The following is a 25,630-nucleotide window of genomic DNA, read 5'->3' on the forward strand; positions in this document are numbered from 1 at the left end:
GATGTCAAACTACGAAAATGAAGAAATGCTAATGGGAGGGAGTGTCTCAAACGTATATCGTTCGGAAGATACTGTTCGACGAGAATTAAAGAAAGGCAGTACCCGAATTCATAAGCTATTAAACCATTTGGAAAACAAAGGTTTTAGTTATGCACCAAAGTTTTTAGGTATTGATGATAAAGATAGAGAGATATTATCATTTATTGAAGGAGAAGCTGGTAATTACCCTTTAAAAGAGTACATGTGGTCTAATGATGTTTTAAAAGAAATAGCGAAGATGCTCCGTCTTTATCATGATGCTGTGAGTGATTTCCCGTTATCAGATGATTGGAAACCGATGGATAATACTCCAAATAAAATAGAGGTTGTATGCCACAATGATTTTGCAATATACAACATTATTTTTAATAATGAAAAACCAGTAGGTATTATTGATTTTGATGTTGCGGGTCCTGGGCCAAGACTTTGGGACATAGCCTATACTCTTTACACTTGTGTCCCATTAAGTAGAGTTTATTATAAGGAAACAGGTGCGGCGGTTTATTATAATTCATTACAGCATGCAGACCGCATAAAGCAAAGAGTTAAATTGTTTTTTGAGTCCTATAAAAGTGATGGCATCGCCGAGGATTATTTGGAGATGGTACTTCTACGATTAGAAGGATTATGTAAATACATGAAAAGAAAAGCACTAGAAGGCGATATGAACTTCCAAAAGATGATAGATGAAGGGCATCTTGAACATTATGAAAATGATATTCAGTTTATTCGTAAACATGGAAAAGAGTGGATTTAATAAAATAAATCGTATACAAAAATAAAGCTCAGAGTCATATAGGGACTTTGAGCTTTTTAACGTATTAGTGTAGAGGTTTTCCACAATAACCCGACTACTTATAACAGATGTCTTTTACTATATTAATGTAGCATAGTTAAGAGTTTGTTACAGGCTGAGCTGTAGCAATTGGTAATTGGATATCGACAGTTGTTCCTATGTTTAATTCACTGGAAATGAATAATTTTCCGTGATGCTCTTGAATGATTTTATAGCACATCATTAAGCCAAGGCCAGTTCCTTTTTCTTTCAAGCTATAAAAAGGTTCGCCAAGACGAGCCATGCGCTCTTCAGGAATCCCACAACCTTCATCCATAATGCGTATTGAAACAAAATCATTTTCTAACGAAGCTGTTTGAATGAATATGTTACCACCATCAGGCATCGCCTCGATTGCATTTTTTAATATGTTAATCAAAACTTGTTTTAATTGATTACTGTCACATTGAATGTCAGAAATATAATCGAAATGATCCATGATGATATGAACGCTATGCATAACTGCTGTTGGTAAAATAAAAGTTACAACTTCTTCAATTAATGTTTGTACGTTGCATGTATGAATAGATAACACTTGTGGTTTAGACATCGCCATAAATTGGCTTGTTATAGATTCCATTTGTGAAATCTCACTCAACATAACGTCCACATACCATTTATTTTCCTCATTTATTTCTGGATGTAATAACGTTAAAAATCCTTTTAATGAAGTGAGCGGGTTTCTAATTTCATGGGCAATTCCAGCTGTCAGTTGTCCTACTACTGCAAGTTTTTCGGATTTCCGTAGTAACTTTTCGGTTTCTTTTAGTTCGGTAACGTCTCTTCCCATCACTATAAGACCTTTGCGTGAGCCATCAGGATGGAAGAGTGGGACTTTTGAAATGCTTAAAACTAAGTCGAAATCATTTCTATGTATAATAAATTCCTCTCCGTGAAGAATTTGTCCTTTTTGCCATGTTAGTTCATCGACTTCTTCACAATGCAAAAAAGATTCGCGGTATGCTTCGTTATATTGAATGAGTTCATTATCTTTTTTTCCATGATAAGGAACGTTATGGAAATTGAAACAAGAAAGCGCATAGTCATTCGCTTCAAGCCAGCGTCCTTCATGATCCTTAAAAATAACAAATGCAGGCATTGAATTCATTAATGTGCGTAATCGTTTCTCACTCTCTTGTAATACTTTCTCAATTCTTTCTGATTTTTCAAGGGGTTTCATAATGGCGTATACACCTGTTAAACGGTTTTTAACAAAAATAGGAACTAATTTTGTTACGACATCTAGTAAATATCCGTCTTTATGATAAATAGAGACGATATACTCTTTTTGATTGTCAGCTGCAGCATTTTTTATGTATTGTAGCACTTGATCAGAAATATGTGCTTCTAAAATAGAAGTGATTGTTTTTCGCTCTAATTCGTTAGAAGTATAACCTAATATTCTTTCCGCAGAGGGGTTAATATGTAAAATAACTCCTTCTAAATTCAATGAAATAATACTATCAGGGTTATGTTCAAAAAGAGATGCATACATTTCTGCTAAAGAACGATTTTGTATATGGTTTCGCAGGCGTCCAGATACGTTCGGATGACGCTTTTTTTGAGTAGATGAATATTTTTTACGACTCATAATATTTCCTCCGTACAATTAGCATCTAAAAAAGATGGATCTATTAATAACTATAATATAGGTGTGACGTTTATTTCTATAAAAAATGGAAATTACAGAATAAATTTTCTTTTTTTATTATTAGTGGAAGGTATAAAAGGTAGTAATAAGAGAATCTTATATTGCTTAATTAATTTTCTGTAAGTTACATGAATGTGTTTTCGTTATACGATTAGACTAGAAGAGGGGGAAGGAATATGAAAAATTATATTCAAGGAATTGATCATGTACAAGTAGCTGCGCCCGTAGGATGTGAAGAAGAAGCGCGAGAATTTTATGGTAATAAAATTGGAATGGAGGAAATTCCAAAGCCGGAGGAATTAAAGAAGCGTGGTGGGTGTTGGTTTAAGTGTGGAAATCAAGAGATTCATATCGGAGTTGAGCAAAACTTTAATCCAGCTAAAAAAGCGCATCCAGCTTTTTATGTTTTAAAAATTGATGAATTTAAACAAGAGTTAATAAAGCAAGATGTTGAAGTAATAGATGATCATGCGCGACCAGATATAATCAGATTTTACGTGTCAGATCCGTTTGGAAATCGAATTGAATTTATGGAAAATAAAAACTAGGTGAAGGTCCACCTAGTTTTTTACACTTTTCTAAACAATCCTAATACTTCAACAGTCTCCGTAATATTAACGAATGCATGAGGATCAATTTCCGAAATCGTTAGTTTCATACTTGCTAATTCTTCACGTGAAACGACTGTCATAAGTACACGTTTTTTCTCGTTTGAATAAGCACCTTCACCATCAAGTAACGTAATTCCACGTACTACAGTTGAAAGAAGCTTTTTTTTCATTTCTTCTGCTTGATTTGTTACAATCATAAGTGTAACTTTACGATGTTTCGTATGAACGGCATCAATTACTTTACCAGTTACATAAATTGAAAGTAAGCTTGTAAGGGCAACATCCCAAGTGAAGAAAAATCCTGCAATGACAACAACAACAGTATTTAATGCAATAAGGAATCCACCAAGTTTAATATCTCGCTTACGAGATAACAACATACCGATAATATCAAATCCACCAGTTGAACCATGGCAGTTAAAGACAAGACCAATACCAGCTCCGGCGATGACACCGCCAAATACAGATGATAAAAGTGGATCTGTTGCTACGACTTTTACTGGAACATAGTATAATGCAACAGATAATACAATTACAGAAACAACCGTGTTAAAAATCACTTTTTTTCCAAGACCTATGTATCCTAAAATAAGGATAGGTAAGTTCAATACAAAGTTAATAATACCTGTGTTTACAGGGGTTACAATCCCTAAAATAATAGCAATTCCGCCAATTCCACTACTTAAAATTTTATGGGGGATAAGGAAAAGATTAAAGGCAATTGCGATAATAATAGAACCAAAAATAACACCAAGAAATCTGACCATCTCTTTCCCGTCCTTCACTAAATAATCATATTATTTCAAGATTATATATGAAATTGAAAGTTTTTTGGGAAAACAGTTTATTTCGGAAAATTAGATTAATCTAAATAGTTCGAGTGTTTGATAAATTGGGAGGGGATACAGATATGAAGATAACGACGTATCAACAGAAGAGTCCTTTAAAACAAGAGTGTGAGGATTCATTTTTTTGTAATGAAGATAAAATGATTTACGGTGTATGCGATGGAGCAACACCGTTAGTTCCATTTTGTGATGAAGAAGGACATAATGGAGCATACATCGCTTCACATTTATTTGCAAGTCATTTTACTTCGCTACGAGAGATCAATAGTTTACAAGGTGAAGTTGCAAAGGCGAATGAATTATTGCAAAACAAGATGCTAGAGTACAAGGTTGATACGAGAAAAAAAGACCATCTGTGGTGTACATGTATTGCAGCAGTTCAAATAGAAGGCGATAAACTTGAATATGCACAATTAGGTGATTGTATGATCGTTGCAATACTTCAGGATGGAGCGATAAGAGTATTAACGAAAGATACAGTTAAGGGAATTAGTAAACGCGCAAAAAAGAAGAGGGAAGAGGATCGTAAAAAAGGATTACCAGTCCCGGAAGAACACGTTTTTCAAGATGTTCGGGAGCAGTTAAAATACAATCGCTATCTTGCAAATATGCCAAACGGCTATTCAGTTGCAAATGGGATGAAAGAAGCTATGGATTATTTACAATATGGTGAATTACAGGTAGCTGAAGTAAGTGGGATTTTTATTTGTTCAGACGGATTGTTTCACCCAGAATGGTCGTTAGAACAAACTGTAGCATATATAAGAAAGAATAGTATAAAAGAATATGTAGCAATCATTGAAAGGTTAGAAGGAAAAAATAGAATAAGACCAGATGATAAAACAGTTATTATGATCGATTTGTAAGAGGAGGATGTTCATATGGAAATTAAATGTGCAAATTTAACGTTTCAAAATGAGTTAGTTCCTTTAGAAAAAGTAAATAAACTGATTATCCACCATACGTCAGAAGATGGCTGGGATGTGTATAAAACTCACGAATTTCATCAAAAGGTAAGAGGATGGAGCGGGATTGGTTACAATTATTTTATTGAAGAAGATGGAACTGTAGTCGAAGGACGAGGTTTACATATTGGAGCACATGCGAAAGATAATAATAGTAATACAATTGGAATATGTATGACGGGAAATTTTGATAAATATGATCCAACTACTGCACAAATGAATTCATTATATTCTTTATGTAAAATGTTTATGAAGCAGTTTGCCATAGAGAAAGGGAATATACTCGGCCATAGGGAGTTAGAAGGGGTTACAAAAACTTGTCCAGGAAATCGCTTTTCTATGGTAGAGTTAAGAAAAGTATTATCTTAAATATAGAGGAGTAACTCATGATGATGAACATAAAAATACCGACTGATAAAAAAGAAGAGCTTGTAGCACAAATTCAGCAATTTTTCGTTGAAGAAGATTTAGATGAGATTGGACGTTTTCAAGCAGAGCGTTTAATAGAGGAAATGATTAAATTAGTAGGACCATTTGCATACAATCAAGCAATTGGAGATGCAAGAAAACTTGTAACTGAAAAGTTATCAAATATTGAAGAAGATTTATATGTGTTAGAGAAGAATGAAGGGAAATAAAAAAAGACTAGAAATTCTAGTCTTTTTTTTATTTGATTGGCAGCAAAAAAACATGGAGAAAACACGGAAAGGACATTGGAAGTACACCTTTTATTTTTAGAATATTCTTAGTTTTAAAATACTTCAGAAAGGAAGAGTGCAATGAGATTAACGCCAAGAGAAATTGATAAAATGCTGGTAGTTGTTGCGGCTGATTTAGCTTATCGACGAAAGGAGAGAGGGCTTAAGTTAAACTATCCAGAAAGTATCGCTATTATTACGTATGAAATTTTGGAAGGAGCAAGAGATGGTAAAAATGTAGCGGAATTAATGGAACTTGGAAAAAATATTTTAAGTGCTGAAGATGTTATGGATGGTATTGCAGACATGATATCAGATATTCAAGTTGAGGCAACTTTTCCTGATGGAACAAAATTAGTAACTATTCATCAACCAATTCATTAAAGGAAGTGAATGTTATGATTCCAGGGCAATATATCCTTGCGAAAGAAGACATAGTATGTAATGAAAATAAAAAAGAAACGAAAGTTAAGGTGTTAAATCAGGGAGATAGACCGATTCAAATTGGATCTCATTACCACTTTTATGAAGTGAATGAGGCGTTAAAGTTCAATCGTAGTGTAGCAATTGGACAACATTTAAATATTCCAGCGGGTACAGCGGTAAGATTCGAGCCTGGGGATGAAAAAACGATTGAATTAGTTCCATACTCAGGGAAGCAAGAAGTATATGGATTTAAAAATAAAGTGGATGGCGATATTCAATCTTACAAAAAAAGAGGGAGATAGCATGAGTTTTAAGATGTCACGTAAACAATATGCTGATTTATATGGTCCAACTACAGGAGATTCTATTCGTTTAGCGGATACACAATTATTCGCACATATTGATCGGAATTACACCGTATATGGTGATGAAGCTGTCTTTGGTGGAGGAAAATCAATTAGGGATGGTATGGGACAAAATTCGCAACTTACAAGGGAACAGGGTGTTGTGGATGTTGTTATTACCAATGCAATTATTATTGATTATACAGGAGTATATAAAGCGGATATTGGTATAAAAGATGGAAAGATTTCAGCAATTGGTAAGAGTGGTAATCCTTCAATTATGGATAATATTGATATCATCATTGGAACATCAACGGAAGTAATTTCTGGTGAGCGGAAAATCGTTACAGCTGGAGGTATTGATACACACGTGCATTTCATATCCCCACAACAAATTGATACAGCATTAGCTTCAGGTATAACAACTTTAATTGGTGGAGGAACAGGACCGGCAGAGGGTACTAAGGCAACTACGATAACACCTGGATCTTGGAATTTAAGAAAAATGCTAGAAGCAGCAGAAGCTTTTCCTATAAATCTTGGGTTTTTAGGGAAAGGAAATAGTTCAAGTTTACCTGCCCTGGAAGAACAAATATTTGCAGGGGCTATTGGATTAAAAATTCATGAAGATTGGGGAGCGACTTCTTCAGCAATTAATCACTCGTTACAGATTGCTGATAAATATGATATTCAAGTTGCTATTCATACTGATACGTTAAATGAATGTGGTTTTGTGGAAGAAACGATAAAGGCTATTGATGGTCGTGTTATTCATACGTACCACACTGAAGGGGCTGGTGGTGGGCATGCACCAGATATTATAAAGATTGCTGCACTGAATAATATTTTACCTTCTTCAACGAACCCGACCTTGCCATATACAGTGAATACGCTGGATGAACATTTAGATATGCTCATGGTATGTCATCATTTAAAAGCAAATATTCCAGAAGATGTAATGTTTGCGGATTCAAGGATTCGAAAAGAAACAATTGCGGCAGAGGATATTTTGCAAGATTTAGGGGTTTTCAGCATGATTAGCTCTGACTCACAGGCGATGGGAAGGGTTGGAGAGGTTATTATTCGCAATTGGCAAACCGCCGATAAAATGAAAAAGCAGATTGGTAGTTTAGAGGGAGATAAAGAATATAACGATAATAAAAGAATTCAACGTTATATAGCTAAGTATACGATTAATCCAGCTATTACACATGGGATTTCAGAATATGTCGGCTCTATTGAAGTAGGAAAGTATGCAGACCTTGTAATATGGGATCCCCAATTTTTCGGTGTTAAGCCAGATATGGTTTTGAAAAACGGGATGGTAGTGATGGCATTAATGGGAGACGAGAATGCTTCGATCCCTACACCACAACCATATTATGAAAAAAAGATGTTTGGTGCATATGGAAAAGCAGTACAGTCAAGTTCGATTACATTTGTATCCAAAGCAGCTTACGAGAATAATATTAAAGAAAAATTAGGTTTAAATAAAGTTGTATTACCTGTTAAAAATACGAGAGAGATTTCTAAGCAAGATATGAAGCTGAATAATGCAACACCCAAAATTGAAGTAGATCCGCAGACATATGAAGTTAAAGTTGATGGACAAGTTATTACGTGTGAAGCAGTAGATGTATTACCTATGGCTCAAAGATATTTTTTATTTTGATATAACGGGGGAGAAAAAATGATTATTGAAAAAATTAATAACAACGTATGCAATATGAATGATTTTTCAAATACAAAAAAGCATCTTGATAAAATATTGATTTCTAGTGAACTTTTATTGAAGAGGGTCCAGAAATTATTTTCAGAATCTGGTTTTGAAATTGGGGTGTCTTTAGATAATGGGGAAACATTAAAGAATGGTGATATTTTATATGAAGATGAACATCGTATTGTATATATTGAAGTGTTACCAGAAGAGGTAATTGTAATTACTCCAACGTCAATAAAAGAAATGGGAATTATTGCGCATAACTTAGGAAATAGACATTTGCCAGCACAATTCGATGAAGGGTGTATGATTTTGGCGAACGACTACTTAGTAGAAGATTTACTCAAAAAGGAAGGTGTTCCTTATCAAAAAGAAAATAGAGTATTACCAAAACCGTTCAAGCATGCTTCACACAAACATATTTAACCTACTTAACCTACTCCAAATTAGTGATTCGAACTTCCCGACAGGAAGTTTTAGTCACTCTTTTGGATTAGAAACATTTATTGAAGAGGGACAAGTTACAAATAAAGGCGAATTTTTCAAATGGATTAATCGATATGTAAAAGTGCAATTAACACACACGGACGGCTTAATTTGCAAATATACTTACGAAGCCATTAAGAATAATGATGATAAGAAAATTACATTTTTAGATGAATTAATAACGGCACAAACATTGCCCTTTGAATGTAGAAAAGCAAATAGAATGATTAGTAAAAGTACCTCTAAGTTGTGTTGTGAATTGTTTTCATTTGAAAATTTAAATGTGTACAAAGAAAATATTTTTTGTAATAGATTACAAGGACATCCTAGTATCGTATACGGAATATTAGGGGCGGAATTGAAAATGACAATAGAAGAAACGCTCTTAGTTTTCTTATATTCAAGTGTTGGAAGCATTATTCAAAATGGTGTGAGAGCCATTCCTCTTGGACAAACAGATGGTCAAAAACTATTACAAGAATGCCATGAATTGATCTGTGAATCTATTGATAGAATTCAAATGCTTTCATTAGAGGATTTTGGATTGAATGATCCTGAATTCGAAATAAATCAAATGCAACATGAAGATGTAAATATAAGAGTCTTCATGTCATAGGGAGGAAAAATAAAATGATAAAGCCTATTAAAATTGGTATTGGTGGCCCGGTAGGTGCTGGGAAAACAATGTTAGTTGAAAGGTTAACAAAATATTTAAATACAGATTATGAAATTGCAGCGATTACAAACGATATTTATACGAAAGAAGATGCAAAGATTTTATTGAAAACAGGTGTTTTGCCAGAAGATAGAATTATTGGTGTAGAGACAGGAGGGTGTCCACATACAGCAATTCGAGAGGATGCTTCTATGAATTTTGAAGCAATTGAAGAGCTCATGATTAGACATAGTAATTTAGATATTATTTTTATTGAAAGTGGGGGTGATAATTTAGCTGCCACATTTAGTCCAGAGCTAGTGGATTTTTCAATTTATATTATCGATGTGGCACAAGGAGAAAAGATTCCTCGTAAAGGTGGACAAGGAATGATCAAATCTGATGTATTTGTTATTAATAAAACGGATTTGGCACCTTATGTAGGGGCTGATCTTGGAGTTATGGAGCAGGATACGAAAAATTACCGACATAATAAACCATATTTTTTTACAAATTTGAAGGATGAGGAAGGCTTACAGGGATTAATAAATTGGATGCGACAAAACATCATGTTAGAAGGATTGAAAAAATGAAAGCCCCTACAGGTGTCTTAAACATTGATGTGATGGAAAAGAGACATAAAACAGTACCTATTAAGGTTTATCATAAAGATGCCTTAAAAGTAACGCAACCAATGTATTTGGACGATTATGGTAGAGCATATTACTATATCATGAATTCTGGTGGAGGTTATTTAAAAGGAGATTTCTATTCTATAAATATAAATGTTCATGAAGATGCGAAAACATATATAACAAGCCAATCAGCAACGAAAGTTTACAAGACTCCAAATAGTTATGCTTTGCAAGAATTGAATTTTTATATTGGTGAAAATGCTGTTATGGAGTATTTACCAGATCCGTTGATTATGTACAAGGATGCAGCATATAAGCAAAAAACAAATATATATATGCAAAATAATTCTACATTGATTTTATGCGATTCAGTTACGCCTGGTTGGTCTCCAAATATGGAGAAGTTCACATACCAGTATTTTGATTCGCTAACAAAAATATATATGGAAAACAAACTTGTAGTTTACGATCATCTATTGTTAAACCCTTTCAAAGAGTCGTTAGATCAAATGGGAATATTAAATCAATATTCCCATTATGGTACTTTCATAGTTATTAATGAGAACATTACAAATGATTTAATTGCAGCATTGAAAACTTCGCTTTCTAACACTAACAATATGAAGATTGGAATATCTTCTATGCCATGTAAAGGCTTTGTCATACGCATACTTAGTCATAATACAGAGGATATGGAATCTATATTTTTTCAGTGTCATCGTTTTGTTAGAGAGAATTGTCTGCATGAAGAATTAACATCCTATCGAAAATATTAAGTAGGAGAAGGGGATACTATGACTAATGTGGGATTATTATTTGTCGGTGCAGTTCTATTTATGAATGCACTAGCAGCTTTTAAACTCATTGATAGCAAAAGTGTAGGGTACTTCAATTTATTTGTAGGGGCATTACAAACTTTGACACCATTATATTTATTATTTACAGGAAGTCAATCTAATGAGTGGACTATCCTATCTAATGGAACTATTTTTTTATTTGGTTTTACTTATTTATATGTTGGCCTTACGAATATATTAGAACTTGATTCTTCAGGTGTAGGTTACTATTCTCTTTGGGTTGCTATTATTGCAACGGTTATGGGAATAGCGAATCAATTACATGAGAGTGGAAGTCTACAAAGTACAATAATTTGGTTCTTTTGGGCGTTCCTTTGGTTTTTATTTTTCCTGCAAGATGGGTTGAAAAAGAAGATTCATATTTATGTAGGGATTGTTTGCTTCATTGAATCTTGGATTACTGCAACGATACCAGCCCTGTTAACACTTACAAATCATACAGGCATGTTAAATGATTTTGTAATTATTTTAGTGACTATTATAACGATTGTAGTTTTTATTATGGCACTTTTCTTTTTCAAGAGTATTCAATCTAAAGTAGAAAGGGTTAGTAACTATGTGGAAAAGTGAACTGAAAAAAGCAACTAATTTTTTTGTTATTATTATATTTCTTCATGTGCTTGGAATTCTCTTATTATTACCTGCACTGTATAAAGGCAATAGCATAATTGGAATGGCTATTATTGCATATTCTTTAGGATTGCGTCATGCGTTTGATAGTGATCATATTGTCGCAATTGATAATACTGTTCGGAAATTAATTGAAAAAGGTAAAAACTCACAGGGGGTGGGGTTTTACTTCTCATTAGGACACTCTACTGTAGTATTTGTGATGATCGTATTAATTGCTTTAATTGGAAAAACAGCAAAACATGGAATGGAGAGTTTTTCTACTATAGGCGGTATTATCGGCACAATTGTTTCTAGTACATTTCTTATTATTATTGGGTTTACCAATCTGTTGTACCTTATTAAAGTGTTACGAAGCCAAGAGGATAAGCAACCAGAAAACTTAGGATTTATATATCGTTTCACGCAGCGCTTATTTAGGTTTATTGATAGTCAAAAGCAATTGTATATGATCGGTTTTTTATTTGGGCTTGGTTTTGATACAGCAAGTGAAATCGGATTAATTGCTCTTTCTACAGTAACTGCAACAAGTCAATCTATCCCGCTTGTAAGTATATTTGCTTTTCCCATTTTGTTTGCTGCAGGAATGTCGTTGATGGATACATTAGATAGTACATTCATGAATACGAATTATAAGTGGGCAATGGAAAATAGTCGAATTAGAAATTCATATAACGTATTAATTACCTCAATATCTGTTATAACGGCTTTTTTAATAGGGGGTTATCAACTATTATCTTTACTTATTGAAAGCTATAATTTACAGGGACCGTTTTGGAATCTCATTCAGGTAGTTAATTTTGATTATTTGGGTATATGTCTTGTTGTATTCTTTATTATTTCTCTTATTGTTTTTGCTGTATGGAATAGAAATGCATTTAAAGAACCACTTACAAAGAGTATAGAGAAATAAAAATATACCGTGTGATATTTGGTTAATTATGTATATAAACTGAAATAAAAAACACGTTAGATGAAAATGCATCTAACGTGTTTTTTTTATTATTTATGTTCCTTATATTCATGTGCTTTTTCTTTTATATTACCAACCGTATCTTTAGCAGTGCCTTTCATTTTATCCCATTTTCCCTCGGCTTGTAATTTTTTATTGTCCGTTACTTTCCCGACAACTTCCTTTACTTCACCTTTTACCTTATCAATAACACCTTCTACTTTTTCTTTTAAACCATGATCATGTTTAGTCATACATTTCTCCTCCTTGTAGTTTGAGTAGAATTCTCTTTTCATATTGCAAGTTGAATGATGTATCTAGTAATAGCGTAACAAATTTAGTTTGAATATTCAAATGAATAACAGGATAGAAAGGTAATTGTCATAAAATGTATACATTCGTAATGGAAAGAAAAAGAAAGTTAATTATATGTCTTTCGCAGTCCATATTGATTTTGTATAAGCAATTTTAATATGGGCACGTTCCATATTATTTTGACTGCCGCTACCGAATCTTGCTTGTCCAACTATTAAATTGCAATTGGATGCAAGAGCGGTCTCAATTCGTTTTTGAATTAATGCGGTATGACAACCTTTACGTTGAAATTCTGGCAAAGTAGCAGAAGCAGCTAATGAAGAAACACCTTTATTTATATAAAGTACCCCTATACTAGCAGGAGTGTTTTGAACTTCGGCTATGAAAAAATGCCATCCTGGTTTATTGTAAAGAATTTCATTATTTTGACGAACGCCATTTTTTGTAAAGGATGGCATGTTAAATCCACGTACATATATGTCTGCAAAAATATCAAATTCATTTTCTTTTAGTTGGCGTACTGAAATGTTAGAAGGCAGCAGCGATGAGTCTTCTCTTGGTAAACTATATAAAGCGGTATGGAAGCTAGATTGATAAAAACCTTTTTGAGATAAGTATTGAAATAATTCAGTTGTACCTTGAGCCGGTGTAATTTCAAAACGGCAAGGGATTTGTAGTGATTGATAATAAGCGATGATTTCATCTATCTCATCTGTATTTGTAAATGTAATGCCCTTTACTGTATTAAAAGCAGGACCAGCAATTATTTTTGATGAAAAGGCAGTGGCACTCTCGAACTTTTTCATTTGTACTTGCATTGGATTTCCGCTTATTTCTTGTAGTGCCTCTAATCTAGAAGAAAGCATATCTATTTCTGCGTTCTCAATTTCTTGTGCTGTATTGACTGTCATAATTGTACTCATACGATTCCTCCGTCAATAAATATATTTCATAGTACATATACGATGTTTGTTCTGAGATTCCTGTTGAAATGTAAGAGAATAAGAAGGTTTTTGGAAGGTAAATGGAAGTGAACTGTCGAAGGGAGTAGAAACAGATTAAAGGTGGTGCTCTCATGAAACAGGAAGACGTGCAGACATGCTCTCATTGCGGTTCTCAAAACATAGGAGAAGGTGAGTTTATCGGTTATGCACAGATACGGAAAAAGGAAACGATGTTCACATCTTCACCAGTGGATGCTTATATTTGTACAGATTGCGGGAATATCCTTTCATTAAAGGTACGGAATTATGAAAAGTTTAAGCAGAAGCCGCTATGATTGTTAAGAAGTGGTAATATAAAACGTCGTATACGAAAGATCTTACATTAAGTTAATTTAATATAAGTGACATTTTACATATATATGAGTACGCCTTAAAAAAAGAGATAAAAACATATACTGTATGAGATGCTCATCATTCATTACATGAAACAGAAAAATATATAGAAGAAAAAGTAGTCATCTTAGAATGGTTCATAACGAAAACTCCTTTAAATGAATAAAGGAGTTTTTTTATTTTTTATAACAATAATTCCCTTTAATTGTTATAATTGGTCATTGAGAGTAATTATTTTATTAACGCCATAATTATAGAAGAAAAACAGCTAAATCGTATACAAAACCGCTATATAACACAATCGCAACTGTAAGTTGACAAAGTGCAACCACAGGAAGATAGAGATAAGAGCAATGTTGACCTACAATTTAGTTAAGAAAACAAAGGGGGACACACATATGGAATTTGGTGAGAAGCTTTTTAAATTAAGAAAGGAAAAAGGCCTTTCTCAAGAAGCGTTAGCTGAGAAATTAAACACAACAAGACAAGCGGTTAGCAAATGGGAAAATGGTCAAGGTTTTCCTGAAACCGAAAAACTAATAATGATTGGAAATGTATTTGAAGTATCTCTTGATTACTTATTAAAAGAAACTGCTGAGCAAAGTAATGAAAAGGAAAATGGTTATTATGTAAGTAAGGAAATGGCGGAAGGGTATATAGTGTATGGGCAAAAAATTTCTAAATATATCGCATTAGGATTTAGCTTGCTTATTTTATCTACAATACCGTATTTATTATTTAAAGAAAATGCAACAATGTCTACATTCCTTGTCATTATCATTGCTGTCCTTGGAATTGGAGCAATGATGGTACCTGTAACTATAGAAGAGAGTCGATACAATGTATTAAAAAAAGAAAAATTACTATTTGATCCAAACTTTTTAAAAGAATTGACAAAAAGATATGCGACTATTAAAAAGAAGTATGCTGCAGTAGTAATTGTTGGACTTTGTTTCATAGCAGCAGGAGCGATACCATTTTTATTTGAGAAAAAACGAATTACTTCAGGAGAGCTCGTGCAGTATTATCCTTATTGTGTTGTACTTATTGCTATCGGGTTTTATCTTTTTGTTCGTGTTTTAGGAGTGTTAGAGACGTATCGGATTTTAGTAGAAAATAAAGAATATAGTAATCGTGTCATTTTTAAATTAAAAAAGAAAGTAAGAAAAAAGGTAGATAGTTTTTAAATAGGAGAGAACCATGTTTTGTATCGTATGTATTCAAAACATGGTTTTTATTTATTAGAATTATTTCCAAAGAAATAATTCAGAAAATACAGATAAATATCGTAATTATTTGTAGAAGTCTGTTATAATATACAGAAATGAAAACGCTTTAAAGGGGGATATAACCAATATGATGATGAATGTACCGCTAACAATTAGTTCTATGATGGAAAGAGCAGAAAAACTGTTTTCAAAGAAAGAAATTGTTTCACGGACACATGACACAGTTACGACATTAACGTATAAGCAGTTAGGTGAAAGGACGAGAAGGCTTTCTAGTGCGTTAAAAAAATTAGGAATTAAAGAAGGCGAGCGTATAGGAACGTTAGCGTGGAATCATCATCGACATGTGGAAGCGTATTTTGCTATTCCTGGTATTGCTTCCGTTTTACACACAATTAATATTCGTTTATCTCCTCAACATATTTCATACATTATTCAGCACGCAGAAGATCGAATTCTACTTATAGATGAAGATCTCGTACCACTTGTTGAAAATATTCAATCACAATTATCAACTGTACAAGCCTACATTATTATGACTGATAAAGATGAACTTCCCAATACTACGCTAGAACCTGTATATCATTATGAAAAGCTATTAGAAGAAGGCGATCCAACTTTCCAATTTGTAAAAGATATTGATGAAAATACACCTGCTGGTATGTGTTATACGTCAGCGACTACAGGAAACCCAAAAGGTGTTGTATATACGCATCGTAGTACTGTATTGCATTGTATGGCACTCGGTTTAGCGGATACAGCTGCTTTATCGGAAAGTGATGCGGCTATGGCAATTGTACCGATGTTCCATGTGAATGCTTGGGGGCTTCCTTTTGCAGCTACTTGGTTTGGAACTAAACAAGTTCTGCCAGGACCAATGTTTACTCCGAAAATTTTATTAGAGATGATTCAAACTGAAAAAGTAACGATAGCAGCAGGTGTGCCGACAATTTGGCTCGGTGTATTACAAGAGTTAGAAAATAATAGTTACGATTTATCTAGTATAACGAGAATATTATGCGGTGGTGCTGCTGCACCGAAAAGCGTTATTAAAGCATTTGAGCAAAAATATAATGTTCCTTTCGTACATGCATATGGTATGACTGAAACAAGCCCACTCGTAACACTTGCACGTTTAAAAAGTTATGAAACAGAATTATCATATGAAGAGCAATTAGAAATCCGCTCAAAACAAGGATATCTTGTCCCTGGTGTAGAGATGAAAGTAGTCGGTACAAACGGTGAAGTGAAGTGGGATGGTACTGAGATGGGAGAGTTATGTTTACGAGCACCTTGGATCGCTGAAAGCTATTATAACGATGATCGTACTGTCGAAGGATTCCGAGACGGTTGGTTATATACTGGTGATGTTGTTACAGTTGATGAGGAAGGCTGCGTGAAAATTGTTGATCGTACGAAAGATGTTATTAAAAGCGGGGGAGAATGGATTTCTTCAGTGGATCTTGAAAATGCTTTAATGGCACATGATGCTATATTTGAAGCGGCTGTCGTTGCAATTCCTCATCCGCAGTGGCAAGAACGCCCAGTTGCCTGCGTTGTTCAAAAGAAAAATAGTACGGTTACGAAAGAAGAAATATATGAGTTTTTAAAACCGCAGTTTGCGAAGTGGTGGTTACCAGATGATATTGTATTTATGGAAGAAATACCGAAAACATCTGTTGGGAAGTTTTTAAAACAGGCACTTCGAAAAGAACTTGAGCATTTGCATAAAGAGAAATAACCAAACTTTTATTTGTAAACTTATTTTTAATTACGGTTGACAAACGTCGAAGGGAAAGATAATATAACTCCTATAATATGTTATCTAAAATCCATTTCAAGTTTACAAATAGGAGAAGCAAATATGAATACAAAAAACTTAGTTTTCGTCGCTTTATTTAGTTCTATTATGGGAGTGTTAGGGTTAATACCTCCAATTGCTCTTGCTATTACACCAGTTCCAATTACATTACAATCACTCGGTGTTATGCTTGCTGGTGGGTTGTTAGGCTCACGTCTTGGTGCGTTAAGTCAGCTTATTTTTTTACTTATAGTTGGAGTTGGAGCACCATTACTTGCTGGTGGGCGCGGGGGACCAGGTGTATTTGTTGGGCCAAGTGCAGGATATTTACTTGGTTATATCGTTGGAGCGTTTGTCATTGGATATTTAATTGAGCGTTTACGTGAAGTTTCTATTATAAAAGTACTATGTATTAATATAATTGGTGGTATTTTCGTAGTTTATGTATTTGGTATCATTGTCCAAGCTTTCGTAATGGATATTTCCGTATGGGAAACGATGAAAGTAAGTGTCGCATTTTTACCAGGTGATTGCATAAAGGCGACTATAGCAGCGATTCTTGTGACAAGATTACATCGCTCATTGAAACATATTATTACGCCTGCTTTGAAGAATAAAAAAATTACAAATGCAGGGTAAGAAAAAGGAGAAACACGTTACTTGCGTGTTTCTTTTTATTATTTTGTAAAGAAAGGACGTCTCATATGGGGATTACAAAAGAATATAAAAAGTATGCCTCTTTACAACCAAATAAAATAGCGATTAAAGAAAATGATAGAGTATTAACATATAAAGAATGGTTTGAGTCAGTGTGTAAAGTAGCAAACTGGTTGAATGAAAAAGAATCGCAGAATAAAACGATAGCAATTTTATTAGAGAATAGTATGGAATTTTTACAACTATTTGCGGGTTCCGCTATGGCTGGATGGGTTTGTGTGCCACTAGATATAAAATGGAAACGAGATGAACTTAAAGAAAGAATAGCGATTAGTAAACCGGATATTATTGTGGCGGAGCAGTATAGGCTTAGTGATATATCGTGCGAAGAAGGAAGGATTATTGAGATTGAAGAATGGAAAGAAATGATTGAGAACTATCTTCCTGCATATCATTCTGTAGAAAATGTACAAAACGCTCCTTTTTATATGGGATTTACATCAGGATCGACTGGAAAAGCAAAAGCGTTTTTACGTGCTCAACAGTCGTGGGTACATAGTTTTGATTGTAATGTACATGACTTTCATATGAAAAAGGAAAATTCTATTTTAATAGCTGGGACGCTTGTTCATTCTCTTTTCTTATACGGGGCAATAAGTGCATTGTTTTTAGGGCAAACGGTACACATAATGAGAAAGTTTGTACCAGTTCAAGTGCTATCTAGTATAAGGATAGAGAATATTTCTGTAATGTATACAGTTCCTACAATGCTTGAGTCTTTGTATAAAGAAAATAAAGTAATTGAAAGTGAAATGAAAATTATTTCGTCAGGAGCCAAATGGGAAGCTGAAGCAAAAGAGAAGATGAAGAATGTGTTTCCTTATGCAAAAAGATATGAGTTTTATGGTGCGTCTGAGCTAAGCTTTGTAACGGCATTGGTTGATGAAGAGAGTGAAAGAAAACCGAATTCAGTAGGGAAACCTTGTCATAATGTACAAGTTCGAATATGTAATGAAGCAGGAGAAGAAGTACAGACAGGTGAGATAGGAACTGTGTATGTGAAAAGTGATCAATTTTTTATGGGCTATGTATCGGATGGAGCTATAATCCCGCAATTGTCCGAAGGTGGCTGGATGACAGTGCAGGATGTGGGCTACCAAGATGAAGAAGGCTTTATATATATTGTTGGTAGAGAGAAGAATATGATTTTATTTGGAGGAATCAATATTTTCCCAGAAGAAATAGAAAGGGTATTACAGACACATCCAGCTGTTGAAGAAATAGTTGTGGTTGGTGTAGAAGATAGTTACTGGGGTGAAAAGCCTGTCGCTATCGTAAAAGGAAGTGCTACAAAGCAACAATTAAAAAGTTTTTGCTTACAACGATTATCATCTTTTAAAATACCGAAAGAATGGTACTTTGTTGATGAAATACCTTATACAAATAGCGGGAAAATAGCTCGCAATGCAGCAAAAAGTATGATTGAAAACCGGGAGAAGATATATGAATAGGGCGGTTATTGTAGAAGCGAAAAGAACACCTATTGGTAAAAAAAACGGGATGTTGAAAGATTATGAAGTTCAGCAATTAGCAGCACCACTTCTTACGTTTTTAAGTAAAGGAATTGAGAGAGAAATAGACGATGTTATATTAGGGAATGTTGTTGGACCGGGAGGTAATGTTGCAAGATTATCTGCTTTAGAAGCTGGGCTTGGTTATCATATACCTGGTGTAACGATTGACCGGCAATGCGGAGCTGGATTGGAAGCAATTCGTACTGCGTGTCATTTTATTCAAGGGGATGCAGGTAATTGTTATATTGCTGGGGGCGTAGAGAGTACAAGTACGTCACCTTTTCAAAATAGAGCGCGGTTTTCACCTGAAACAATTGGGGATCCAGATATGGGATTGGCGGCTGAGTATGTTGCAGGGCAATATAACATAACAAAAGAGATACAAGATGAATATGCTTGTCTTAGCTATAAAAGAACGCTGCAAGCATTAGAAAAAGGATATATACAAGAAGAGATATTACCTCATTATTTTAATGGATTATTAGATGAATCTATAAAGCGGGAAATGAATTATGAAAGAATGATTAAGAGAACGAAACCTGTATTTTTACAAAATGGAACGGTAACAGCAGGTAATTCGTGCGGTGTAAATGATGGAGCATGTGCTGTTCTTGTAATGGAAGAGGGGCAAGCACAGAAATTAGGGTACAAGCCAGTTCTTCGTTTCGTTCGTAGTGCTGTAGTTGGCGTGGATCCAAATCTTCCAGGGACTGGTCCGATATTTGCGGTGAACAAATTATTAAACGAAATGAATATGAAAGTAGAGGACATCGATTATTTTGAAATAAATGAAGCATTTGCTTCAAAAATTGTTGCTTGTGCAAAGGAGTTACAAATTCCTTTTGAAAAATTAAATGTAAATGGTGGAGCAATTGCGCTCGGTCATCCGTACGGTGCATCTGGAGCTATGCTTGTGACACGTTTGTTTTATCAAGCACAAAGAGAGCATATGAAATATGGAATTACGACGTTAGGAATTGGTGGTGGAATAGGGCTTGCGCTATTATTTGAGAAAGTAGAAAACTAGAAAGGGACTAGTTTTCTACTTTTTGAGGAACATAAGCATTACTACCAGGTTTTGCTTTTATTTCATTCCAAGCAGCGATAGCATCAGCTTTTGATTTCCCTTTGTTATTTGGATCTTCGAAAAAGTCGCGAGTGAAACGATTGTATTCAAACTGCGCGCTGATAGTTGTTTTGTATGTAGGATCTTTTTTTCGTTCGTTTTCTTCATACCAAAACGTTATCGCGTCTTCATATGTTTTTCCAACATTCTCTTTAAAAAATTTTTGAAGAGCTACTGTAAAGCGGAAGTTTGCTCCGATTTTTTCTTTGAAAAAAGCACGAACATCTTCGTTACAGCGGTGATTGTTAGTAATAATCGTTTGAAGAGAAAGTTCTTTATAAGAGAGGGAAGCTTTACTCACCTTTTGACTAGAGCTGTTTTTTAATATTTTACCAGTATGTAAATAATGTGAGATACGCTCGGTTATTTCAATCTTAGAGCCACTAGCTGACAAACCATGCTCACGACAAAATGTTTGGAGTTCTGCTTTTAACCAATAAAAGTTTTGGAAATCTTCAAGTGATATAGACTTTGTTAAAGGTGGACGCATAGATGTAACAACTTCTTTCTTCCATAATTTCCTTTAATTATAAAACATATGTTCTTTTTTGTGGAAGGATTAATTTGTAAATATAACGGGAAGAGGAGATTACATATGGAAAGTGTAATGCAAGTTCGTGTTACGGGAATTTTAATTGAAGATGAAAAAGTATTGCTAGTAAAGCAAAAAGTTGCTAATCGCAATTGGTCTTTACCTGGGGGAAGGGTAGAGAATGGTGAAACGTTAGAAGAAGCGATGATTCGAGAAATGAGAGAAGAAACAGGATTAGAAGTTAAAATTAAGAAGCTACTCTATGTTTGTGATAAACCAGATGCTAGTCCATCTTTATTACATATTACGTTTCTGCTTGAAAGGATTGAAGGTGAAATTACGCTACCTTCTAATGAATTTGATCTTAATCCAATTCATGATGTACAAATGGTAGTGATTAAAGACTTAAGTCATTATGGTTTTTCGGAAACTTTTATAACTCTTATAAGTGAAGGTTTTGCAAGTGCAGGGAGTTATCAAGGCTTGAAACAAAATATAGGCCTGTAAATAATTGAAGGATAGCCGTTAGCTACCCTTCATAAACATGTTTTACACTGCTGACTGTAAAGAAGAAACAAGTTGATTTAAAAACTCATCTCTACTCATAATTGCTTTCCCACCGCCACGAGCACTCTTTTTATTTCCTCCGCCTTTTCCTTCAATAGAAGGGAGGGCATCTTTTAAAAGAGCATTCATATCGAGTGTCACTGCTTTACCACAAGCAAGAATACATTGTAATTTGTCCTCATTTTCAATAACGAAGTATGTAATTGCGTGTTCTTGTTGTTCTGTAATAATGGCAGCTAGTTTTGCGACTTCTTGCATAGAGCGATTTGTAAATGCTCGAGAGATAAGTGTTCCAGCATGTATTTCTTCCGATTGTTGTAATAGTTCATTTGCTTCTACAAATAATAGTTTTTCATTCATTGCTTGTATTGCCTTTTCGTTTTCTTTTTGAGAGGTAAGAAGTTGTGCTACTTTTGCTGGAATATCAGTTTCGCTACTGTTCAATTGCTTAGAAACATCGGTTAATATTTGTTGATGTTGTCCCATTAATTTAAGAGAACGCCAACCAGCTATAAATGTTAAGCGTATACCACCTTTATTGCGCTCCCATCCTAGTACTTGAATAGGACCTACTTCACCAGTGTGTTTCGGATGCGTTCCGCCACAGCCGTTGTAATCATAATTTGCGATAATAACAACGCGTATATTTTCTGTCATAGTTGGTTCTTTGCGAAGGGGTAATGCTTTGGCCTCTTCTAAGTTCATCCATTTAATACGAATAGGGTGGTTTTCAAAAACAATTTGATTAGCAATTTGTGCGGCCTTCTCAACAGTTTCTGTAGAAAGATTGGCAGTTTCTAAATCAATGGTTATAGTTTCTTTTCCAAGATGGAACCCGATCGTCGGTATGTTAAAGTGATCCCAAAAAGCAGCGGATAAAATGTGCTGAGCCGTATGTTGTTGCATATGGTCAAAACGGCGCTCCCAATCTATTTTACCCTCTACTTCTTCTGTATGTAATTGTTCTATTATGAAATGACGAATTTCTCCATTTACTTCTTCAACGTTACTTACCGGAATACCATTTAAAGTTCCAGTGTCATGTGGTTGTCCGCCGCCTGTTGGATAAAATGCAGTTTCATTTAAGACAACATATAAGTTTCCTTCTGTATCATGCTCTTGTTTTATAACTTTAGTAGTAAAGTCTTTCTTATAAGCGTCGATGTAATATAATTTTTTCTCCAATTTTCTTTCCCCTTTCGTGTTAGCTAGTTTCATTGTAAAGCAATTGAAATTAGTTTCCTAATATTTCAGAAGAAAGAAACTTTTTTTAGAATTTTCTTGCTATAATAAGAAGAAAATGCGGGGGGGAATGAAAATGCCATATGAAAACGGCGTAGATAAGTTGCTTAGTTTAAGCAGAAATATTTCCGAATTATATCGAGAATTAAATGAGATGACCCGGATTTTAACGGATTGTAATCGAGAAAGTGTGAAATTTGATCGGTTATATGTAAAGGAGTTACTTTGGAAAAAAGAAGATGTCATAGAGAAGTATGAACAATTACTCGTCCAGCTTTGTATTAATGAATGCTTTGATTTAAAAAGTGTAATTACTGGCGAATATAAGTATACATATGAAGAAGTAGAAAGCATTGTTTTAGAATTTAATGAAAAGTATAATGTAGCTATTTTGATTAAAGATGTTTGTAAAGAACTACAGTTTACATACGGAATTGATATGGAAATAACGAGAACAGCTCGGGTATAAACATCTCAAGTATAGAAAAAGGAAAAAGAAAGCAGATCCTTTGCTTTCTTTTTTTATGTAAGAAAAGGGAGAGTAGGTTTAAAGATGAAGGGGAAGTTACAAAATATTCATCCACTTGGAATGAGTATCATTATAGGGACATTATTTGCTAGGTTTGCAACTTCAATGAGCATTCCTTTTTTAGCGATTTATTTAACGACTGTTAAAGACGTATCGGCTGGAATGACCGGTGCTATCATTGGAACGAGTGCGCTTGTTGGAGTGTTAGCTAGTTTTATTGGAGGCAATTTATCGGATCGATTTGGTCGAAAGATGATTATAATATGGTCCATGATTGTTTGGGTGTTTGTATTTATAGGATTTTCAGTTGCAGATCATGTTTTGAGTTTCTTTCTATTAAACGCTTTGAATGGATTATGTCGTTCTTTTTTTGAACCGACATCAAGAGCTTTATTATCAGATTTAACGAAACCAGAGTATCGTTTACTCGTATATAATTTGCGTTACGGTGCAATAAATGTTGGAGTAGCGATGGGTCCACTTGTTGGATTACAGATTGGAAGTGCAAAATCAACGATTCCTTTTTTAGTAGCCGCTGGAGTGTACATTTTATATACAGTTATATTAGCGTTTCAATTTAAGAAATATCCACTTGATAATAAGAAAGTAACTACAGAAAATCCGGTCACAATGTTAAGTGCGGTTCGGATTTTGCGAAAAGACATAGTATTTTTAGTTGCTTTAGTCGGAATCATTTTGAGTAATAGTGGTTTTTCACATTTAACGACGACACTATCTCAATATTTTGCAAACGCGCATATATTTCAAGATGGAGTAAAGTTGTTCTCATATATGCTAACTTTAAATGCGGTTACAGTAGTATTTATTCAATACCCTGTTATTCAAATGTGTAAAAAGTATACGCCGTTAGCATCTGTTATGGTTGGAACGTTATTTGTGAGCGGGGGATTGTTTGGATTTGGACTAGTAGAATCTATGTTAGGGGCTGCTATATGTACAATTATTTTTACATTCGGAGAAGTATTAATGTTTTCAATGACAGATGTATTTATTGATGAGATAGCTGTTTCGCATTTGAAAGGGACATATTTTGGAGCTATGGGCTTTTCGGGAATTGGAGTAGTAATTGGTCCTTGGTTTGGCGGGATACTTCTCGATCATTATGGATATCAAAATGGCTTTATTGTATTTTTTATATTAGCTGTTTTTTCAACCACTGCATTTCCAGTCCTATTAGTTACAAAAAGCTTAATGAAAAAAAGATATATTAGAAATTCTAAAATAGAAATACATGCGAAATAACATAAGCCCCAGCAAACTAAAAGGTTGCTGGGGCTTATGTTTGTATTTATATTAATCGTTAATTCGAAAAAAGACTTTCTCTTCATGCGTGTTGGCAACTTCATTTTTGGAAATATGAATGGCTAAATATCCATTCTCTAAGCAGGCTAGCATCTTCTTATAAATAATATTAGCAGGTAAAGGAATTATCCGCTGTAAAGAATTATTTTTATGAAGTATGCAAATGTTTAGGCCTGTCTCCATCTTTTTAATGAGTACATCTTGTTCAGTTACATTTAGTACATCTGTTTCCAAAATGTATTCTTGTTCTGTTTCACAAAGGTCAATATGAATTTGATTTGGAAAACTAAAGTTACTATAAGAATCGGAACAAAATTGATCCATCCATTCTTCGAAACCATCAACATGAAAAAGACAATCCTTCTTTTTCTTGCCCATGAAAGACACCCTCCGTAAAATCTCAATTCATACTATGTTATGCATGAATGAAATAGAGGTGAAGAACAAATAGAAAAATATAAACATTTTATGTGAAAGATACAGTGTGTGTGAATACTTTTGCTTTACATATCATGATGTGCATGATTTTTTTGACGTGAATGATTACGGTTTTTAACTTTATGAGATCCACTTAAAGGCTCGGGCTGTCCAGAAGATTGCCCTTTTTTCTCGTTTTGACGATTAGATTGATTCTTGTTTTTACCCATTGTATTTTACACCTCCTCTCCCTATTTAGAATGAGAGAAGTTTGCGAATTTATACGAGAATGTTTTTTGAGAAATGGGTAAAGATAAGTAGGACTAACTCATATAGGAAGGGGAAAGTGTTATGCCATATCATAAAGATAAGCAACAGGCTTTTCAGGCCGCGCAGCAAGGGGTTGTTCAAGCGGAAAATATATTCAATAATATTGTGAAAAATGACCCGAATTACGGCCATGATTTAAAAGAGTTACGCCAAGAAGTACAAGAGGCGTACGAACAGATTCAAAATGCACTTGAAGTAGCATCAGAAACGCAGCGTCCACAACTTGAGCAATATGAAAGTAATCTCCAAAATATTATGCGAAATGTAGATCAAATAGAAAAGTGAAAAAGGTTGTTGTG

The 25,630-nt window shown here is 34.2% G+C and carries 32 protein-coding genes; 24 read left to right on the plus strand and 8 right to left on the minus strand.

The window, feature by feature from the left end:
• Position 1 precedes the first annotated feature (1 nt).
• Positions 2 to 796, plus strand: coding sequence for a phosphotransferase (locus BG05_RS13690; protein ID WP_002185151.1), 795 nt, complete (start codon positions 2 to 4; stop codon positions 794 to 796).
• A gap of 136 nt (positions 797 to 932) precedes the next feature.
• Here BG05_RS13690 and BG05_RS13695 read toward each other — a convergent pair whose 3' ends face one another.
• On the minus strand, positions 933 to 2,465 hold the full coding sequence (locus tag BG05_RS13695; protein ID WP_002185152.1) for a BA3702 family sensor histidine kinase: 1,533 nt from the start codon (positions 2,463 to 2,465) through the stop codon (positions 933 to 935).
• A gap of 236 nt (positions 2,466 to 2,701) precedes the next feature.
• Between BG05_RS13695 and BG05_RS13700 the strand changes: the two genes are divergently transcribed.
• Positions 2,702 to 3,073, plus strand: a complete 372-nt coding sequence (locus tag BG05_RS13700; protein ID WP_002128532.1) for a VOC family protein — start codon at positions 2,702 to 2,704, stop codon at positions 3,071 to 3,073.
• A gap of 20 nt (positions 3,074 to 3,093) precedes the next feature.
• Here BG05_RS13700 and BG05_RS13705 read toward each other — a convergent pair whose 3' ends face one another.
• Complete coding sequence (locus tag BG05_RS13705) at positions 3,094 to 3,903, minus strand: YitT family protein (protein WP_000251329.1); 810 nt, start codon at positions 3,901 to 3,903, stop codon at positions 3,094 to 3,096.
• A gap of 143 nt (positions 3,904 to 4,046) precedes the next feature.
• Here BG05_RS13705 and BG05_RS13710 point away from each other — a divergent pair, with 143 nt between their 5' ends.
• From BG05_RS13710 to BG05_RS13765, 12 genes are all read left to right on the plus strand, one after another.
• Positions 4,047 to 4,850: a protein phosphatase 2C domain-containing protein gene (locus BG05_RS13710; protein ID WP_002185153.1), complete on the plus strand. Its 804-nt coding sequence runs from the start codon at positions 4,047 to 4,049 to the stop codon at positions 4,848 to 4,850.
• A 15-nt stretch (positions 4,851 to 4,865) separates the two neighbouring features.
• A complete protein-coding gene (locus BG05_RS13715; protein WP_002146292.1) occupies positions 4,866 to 5,318 on the plus strand; it encodes a peptidoglycan recognition protein family protein in 453 nt (150 codons plus the stop codon).
• 17 nt (positions 5,319 to 5,335) lie between these two features.
• The gene (locus tag BG05_RS13720; protein ID WP_002111161.1) at positions 5,336 to 5,587 is read left to right on the plus strand and encodes a DUF2164 domain-containing protein; all 252 of its coding nucleotides are present in this window, start codon (positions 5,336 to 5,338) and stop codon (positions 5,585 to 5,587) included.
• A 141-nt stretch (positions 5,588 to 5,728) separates the two neighbouring features.
• A complete protein-coding gene (locus tag BG05_RS13725) occupies positions 5,729 to 6,031 on the plus strand; it encodes an urease subunit gamma (RefSeq protein ID WP_002066603.1) in 303 nt (100 codons plus the stop codon).
• Between the two features lie 14 nt (positions 6,032 to 6,045).
• Entirely contained in the window at positions 6,046 to 6,375 is a 330-nt protein-coding gene (locus BG05_RS13730; RefSeq protein WP_002185156.1) for an urease subunit beta, read from the plus strand.
• Between the two features lies 1 nt (position 6,376).
• Positions 6,377 to 8,089, plus strand: a complete 1,713-nt coding sequence (gene ureC / locus BG05_RS13735; RefSeq protein WP_033713764.1) for an urease subunit alpha — start codon at positions 6,377 to 6,379, stop codon at positions 8,087 to 8,089.
• Between the two features lie 18 nt (positions 8,090 to 8,107).
• Positions 8,108 to 8,563 carry an urease accessory protein UreE gene (locus BG05_RS13740; protein ID WP_002146294.1) on the plus strand — a complete coding sequence of 152 codons (456 nt, stop codon included), beginning with the start codon at positions 8,108 to 8,110 and terminating at the stop codon, positions 8,561 to 8,563.
• Complete coding sequence (locus BG05_RS13745) at positions 8,541 to 9,239, plus strand: urease accessory protein UreF (protein WP_002185158.1); 699 nt, start codon at positions 8,541 to 8,543, stop codon at positions 9,237 to 9,239. Before BG05_RS13740 ends, BG05_RS13745 begins: the two co-directional genes overlap by 23 nt.
• A gap of 14 nt (positions 9,240 to 9,253) precedes the next feature.
• On the plus strand, positions 9,254 to 9,871 hold the full coding sequence (gene ureG, locus BG05_RS13750; RefSeq protein WP_002185159.1) for an urease accessory protein UreG: 618 nt from the start codon (positions 9,254 to 9,256) through the stop codon (positions 9,869 to 9,871).
• Entirely contained in the window at positions 9,868 to 10,689 is an 822-nt protein-coding gene (locus BG05_RS13755; protein ID WP_002185160.1) for an urease accessory protein UreD, read from the plus strand. The genes ureG and BG05_RS13755 overlap by 4 nt, the downstream gene beginning before the upstream one ends.
• A gap of 18 nt (positions 10,690 to 10,707) precedes the next feature.
• Positions 10,708 to 11,340 (plus strand): AmiS/UreI family transporter, encoded by a 633-nt coding sequence (locus BG05_RS13760; RefSeq protein WP_002087808.1) that lies wholly within the window; start codon positions 10,708 to 10,710, stop codon positions 11,338 to 11,340.
• Positions 11,327 to 12,313, plus strand: coding sequence for a HoxN/HupN/NixA family nickel/cobalt transporter (locus BG05_RS13765; RefSeq protein ID WP_002185161.1), 987 nt, complete (start codon positions 11,327 to 11,329; stop codon positions 12,311 to 12,313). The genes BG05_RS13760 and BG05_RS13765 overlap by 14 nt, the downstream gene beginning before the upstream one ends.
• An 89-nt stretch (positions 12,314 to 12,402) precedes the next feature.
• Here the strand turns inward: BG05_RS13765 and BG05_RS13770 are convergent, their stop codons facing one another.
• Entirely contained in the window at positions 12,403 to 12,606 is a 204-nt protein-coding gene (locus tag BG05_RS13770) for a CsbD family protein (RefSeq protein WP_002185163.1), read from the minus strand.
• 171 nt (positions 12,607 to 12,777) lie between these two features.
• Positions 12,778 to 13,590 carry a GNAT family N-acetyltransferase gene (locus BG05_RS13775; RefSeq protein ID WP_003190782.1) on the minus strand — a complete coding sequence of 271 codons (813 nt, stop codon included), beginning with the start codon at positions 13,588 to 13,590 and terminating at the stop codon, positions 12,778 to 12,780.
• Between the two features lie 152 nt (positions 13,591 to 13,742).
• Between BG05_RS13775 and BG05_RS13780 the strand changes: the two genes are divergently transcribed.
• From BG05_RS13780 to BG05_RS13805, 6 genes are all read left to right on the plus strand, one after another.
• Positions 13,743 to 13,946, plus strand: a complete 204-nt coding sequence (locus tag BG05_RS13780; protein ID WP_002185166.1) for a hypothetical protein — start codon at positions 13,743 to 13,745, stop codon at positions 13,944 to 13,946.
• A gap of 456 nt (positions 13,947 to 14,402) precedes the next feature.
• Positions 14,403 to 15,191 (plus strand): helix-turn-helix domain-containing protein, encoded by a 789-nt coding sequence (locus BG05_RS13785; protein ID WP_003190785.1) that lies wholly within the window; start codon positions 14,403 to 14,405, stop codon positions 15,189 to 15,191.
• A gap of 169 nt (positions 15,192 to 15,360) precedes the next feature.
• Positions 15,361 to 16,974 carry a long-chain fatty acid--CoA ligase gene (locus BG05_RS13790; RefSeq protein WP_002185168.1) on the plus strand — a complete coding sequence of 538 codons (1,614 nt, stop codon included), beginning with the start codon at positions 15,361 to 15,363 and terminating at the stop codon, positions 16,972 to 16,974.
• A gap of 123 nt (positions 16,975 to 17,097) precedes the next feature.
• On the plus strand, positions 17,098 to 17,673 hold the full coding sequence (locus BG05_RS13795; protein WP_002014265.1) for a biotin transporter BioY: 576 nt from the start codon (positions 17,098 to 17,100) through the stop codon (positions 17,671 to 17,673).
• A gap of 65 nt (positions 17,674 to 17,738) precedes the next feature.
• Entirely contained in the window at positions 17,739 to 19,202 is a 1,464-nt protein-coding gene (locus tag BG05_RS13800; protein ID WP_002185169.1) for an acyl-CoA synthetase, read from the plus strand.
• Positions 19,195 to 20,292, plus strand: a complete 1,098-nt coding sequence (locus BG05_RS13805) for an acetyl-CoA C-acyltransferase (RefSeq protein WP_002185170.1) — start codon at positions 19,195 to 19,197, stop codon at positions 20,290 to 20,292. Before BG05_RS13800 ends, BG05_RS13805 begins: the two co-directional genes overlap by 8 nt.
• A 7-nt stretch (positions 20,293 to 20,299) precedes the next feature.
• Here BG05_RS13805 and BG05_RS13810 read toward each other — a convergent pair whose 3' ends face one another.
• Complete coding sequence (locus tag BG05_RS13810) at positions 20,300 to 20,881, minus strand: DUF6434 domain-containing protein (RefSeq protein ID WP_002185171.1); 582 nt, start codon at positions 20,879 to 20,881, stop codon at positions 20,300 to 20,302.
• A gap of 105 nt (positions 20,882 to 20,986) precedes the next feature.
• Here BG05_RS13810 and BG05_RS13815 point away from each other — a divergent pair, with 105 nt between their 5' ends.
• Positions 20,987 to 21,430 (plus strand): NUDIX hydrolase, encoded by a 444-nt coding sequence (locus BG05_RS13815; protein ID WP_002128512.1) that lies wholly within the window; start codon positions 20,987 to 20,989, stop codon positions 21,428 to 21,430.
• A 42-nt stretch (positions 21,431 to 21,472) separates the two neighbouring features.
• Here BG05_RS13815 and BG05_RS13820 read toward each other — a convergent pair whose 3' ends face one another.
• Positions 21,473 to 22,675, minus strand: a complete 1,203-nt coding sequence (locus tag BG05_RS13820; RefSeq protein WP_148312556.1) for an alanyl-tRNA editing protein — start codon at positions 22,673 to 22,675, stop codon at positions 21,473 to 21,475.
• Positions 22,676 to 22,808: 133 nt separating this feature from the next.
• Between BG05_RS13820 and BG05_RS13825 the strand changes: the two genes are divergently transcribed.
• Positions 22,809 to 23,201, plus strand: coding sequence for a hypothetical protein (locus BG05_RS13825; protein WP_002137716.1), 393 nt, complete (start codon positions 22,809 to 22,811; stop codon positions 23,199 to 23,201).
• Positions 23,202 to 23,285: 84 nt separating this feature from the next.
• Positions 23,286 to 24,524: an MDR family MFS transporter gene (locus BG05_RS13830; RefSeq protein ID WP_002185172.1), complete on the plus strand. Its 1,239-nt coding sequence runs from the start codon at positions 23,286 to 23,288 to the stop codon at positions 24,522 to 24,524.
• A gap of 51 nt (positions 24,525 to 24,575) precedes the next feature.
• Here the strand turns inward: BG05_RS13830 and BG05_RS13835 are convergent, their stop codons facing one another.
• Positions 24,576 to 24,962, minus strand: coding sequence for an Hsp20/alpha crystallin family protein (locus BG05_RS13835; RefSeq protein ID WP_002066632.1), 387 nt, complete (start codon positions 24,960 to 24,962; stop codon positions 24,576 to 24,578).
• Between the two features lie 125 nt (positions 24,963 to 25,087).
• Positions 25,088 to 25,231 carry a small acid-soluble spore protein P gene (locus BG05_RS13840; protein WP_002128508.1) on the minus strand — a complete coding sequence of 48 codons (144 nt, stop codon included), beginning with the start codon at positions 25,229 to 25,231 and terminating at the stop codon, positions 25,088 to 25,090.
• Positions 25,232 to 25,352: 121 nt separating this feature from the next.
• On the opposite strand from BG05_RS13840, the gene BG05_RS13845 reads away from it, so the two are divergent.
• Positions 25,353 to 25,616 (plus strand): hypothetical protein, encoded by a 264-nt coding sequence (locus BG05_RS13845; RefSeq protein ID WP_002014282.1) that lies wholly within the window; start codon positions 25,353 to 25,355, stop codon positions 25,614 to 25,616.
• Positions 25,617 to 25,630 lie beyond the last annotated feature (14 nt).

Source organism: Bacillus mycoides (assembly GCF_000832605.1).
GTDB classification, from domain to species: Bacteria; Bacillota; Bacilli; order Bacillales; family Bacillaceae_G; genus Bacillus_A; species Bacillus_A mycoides.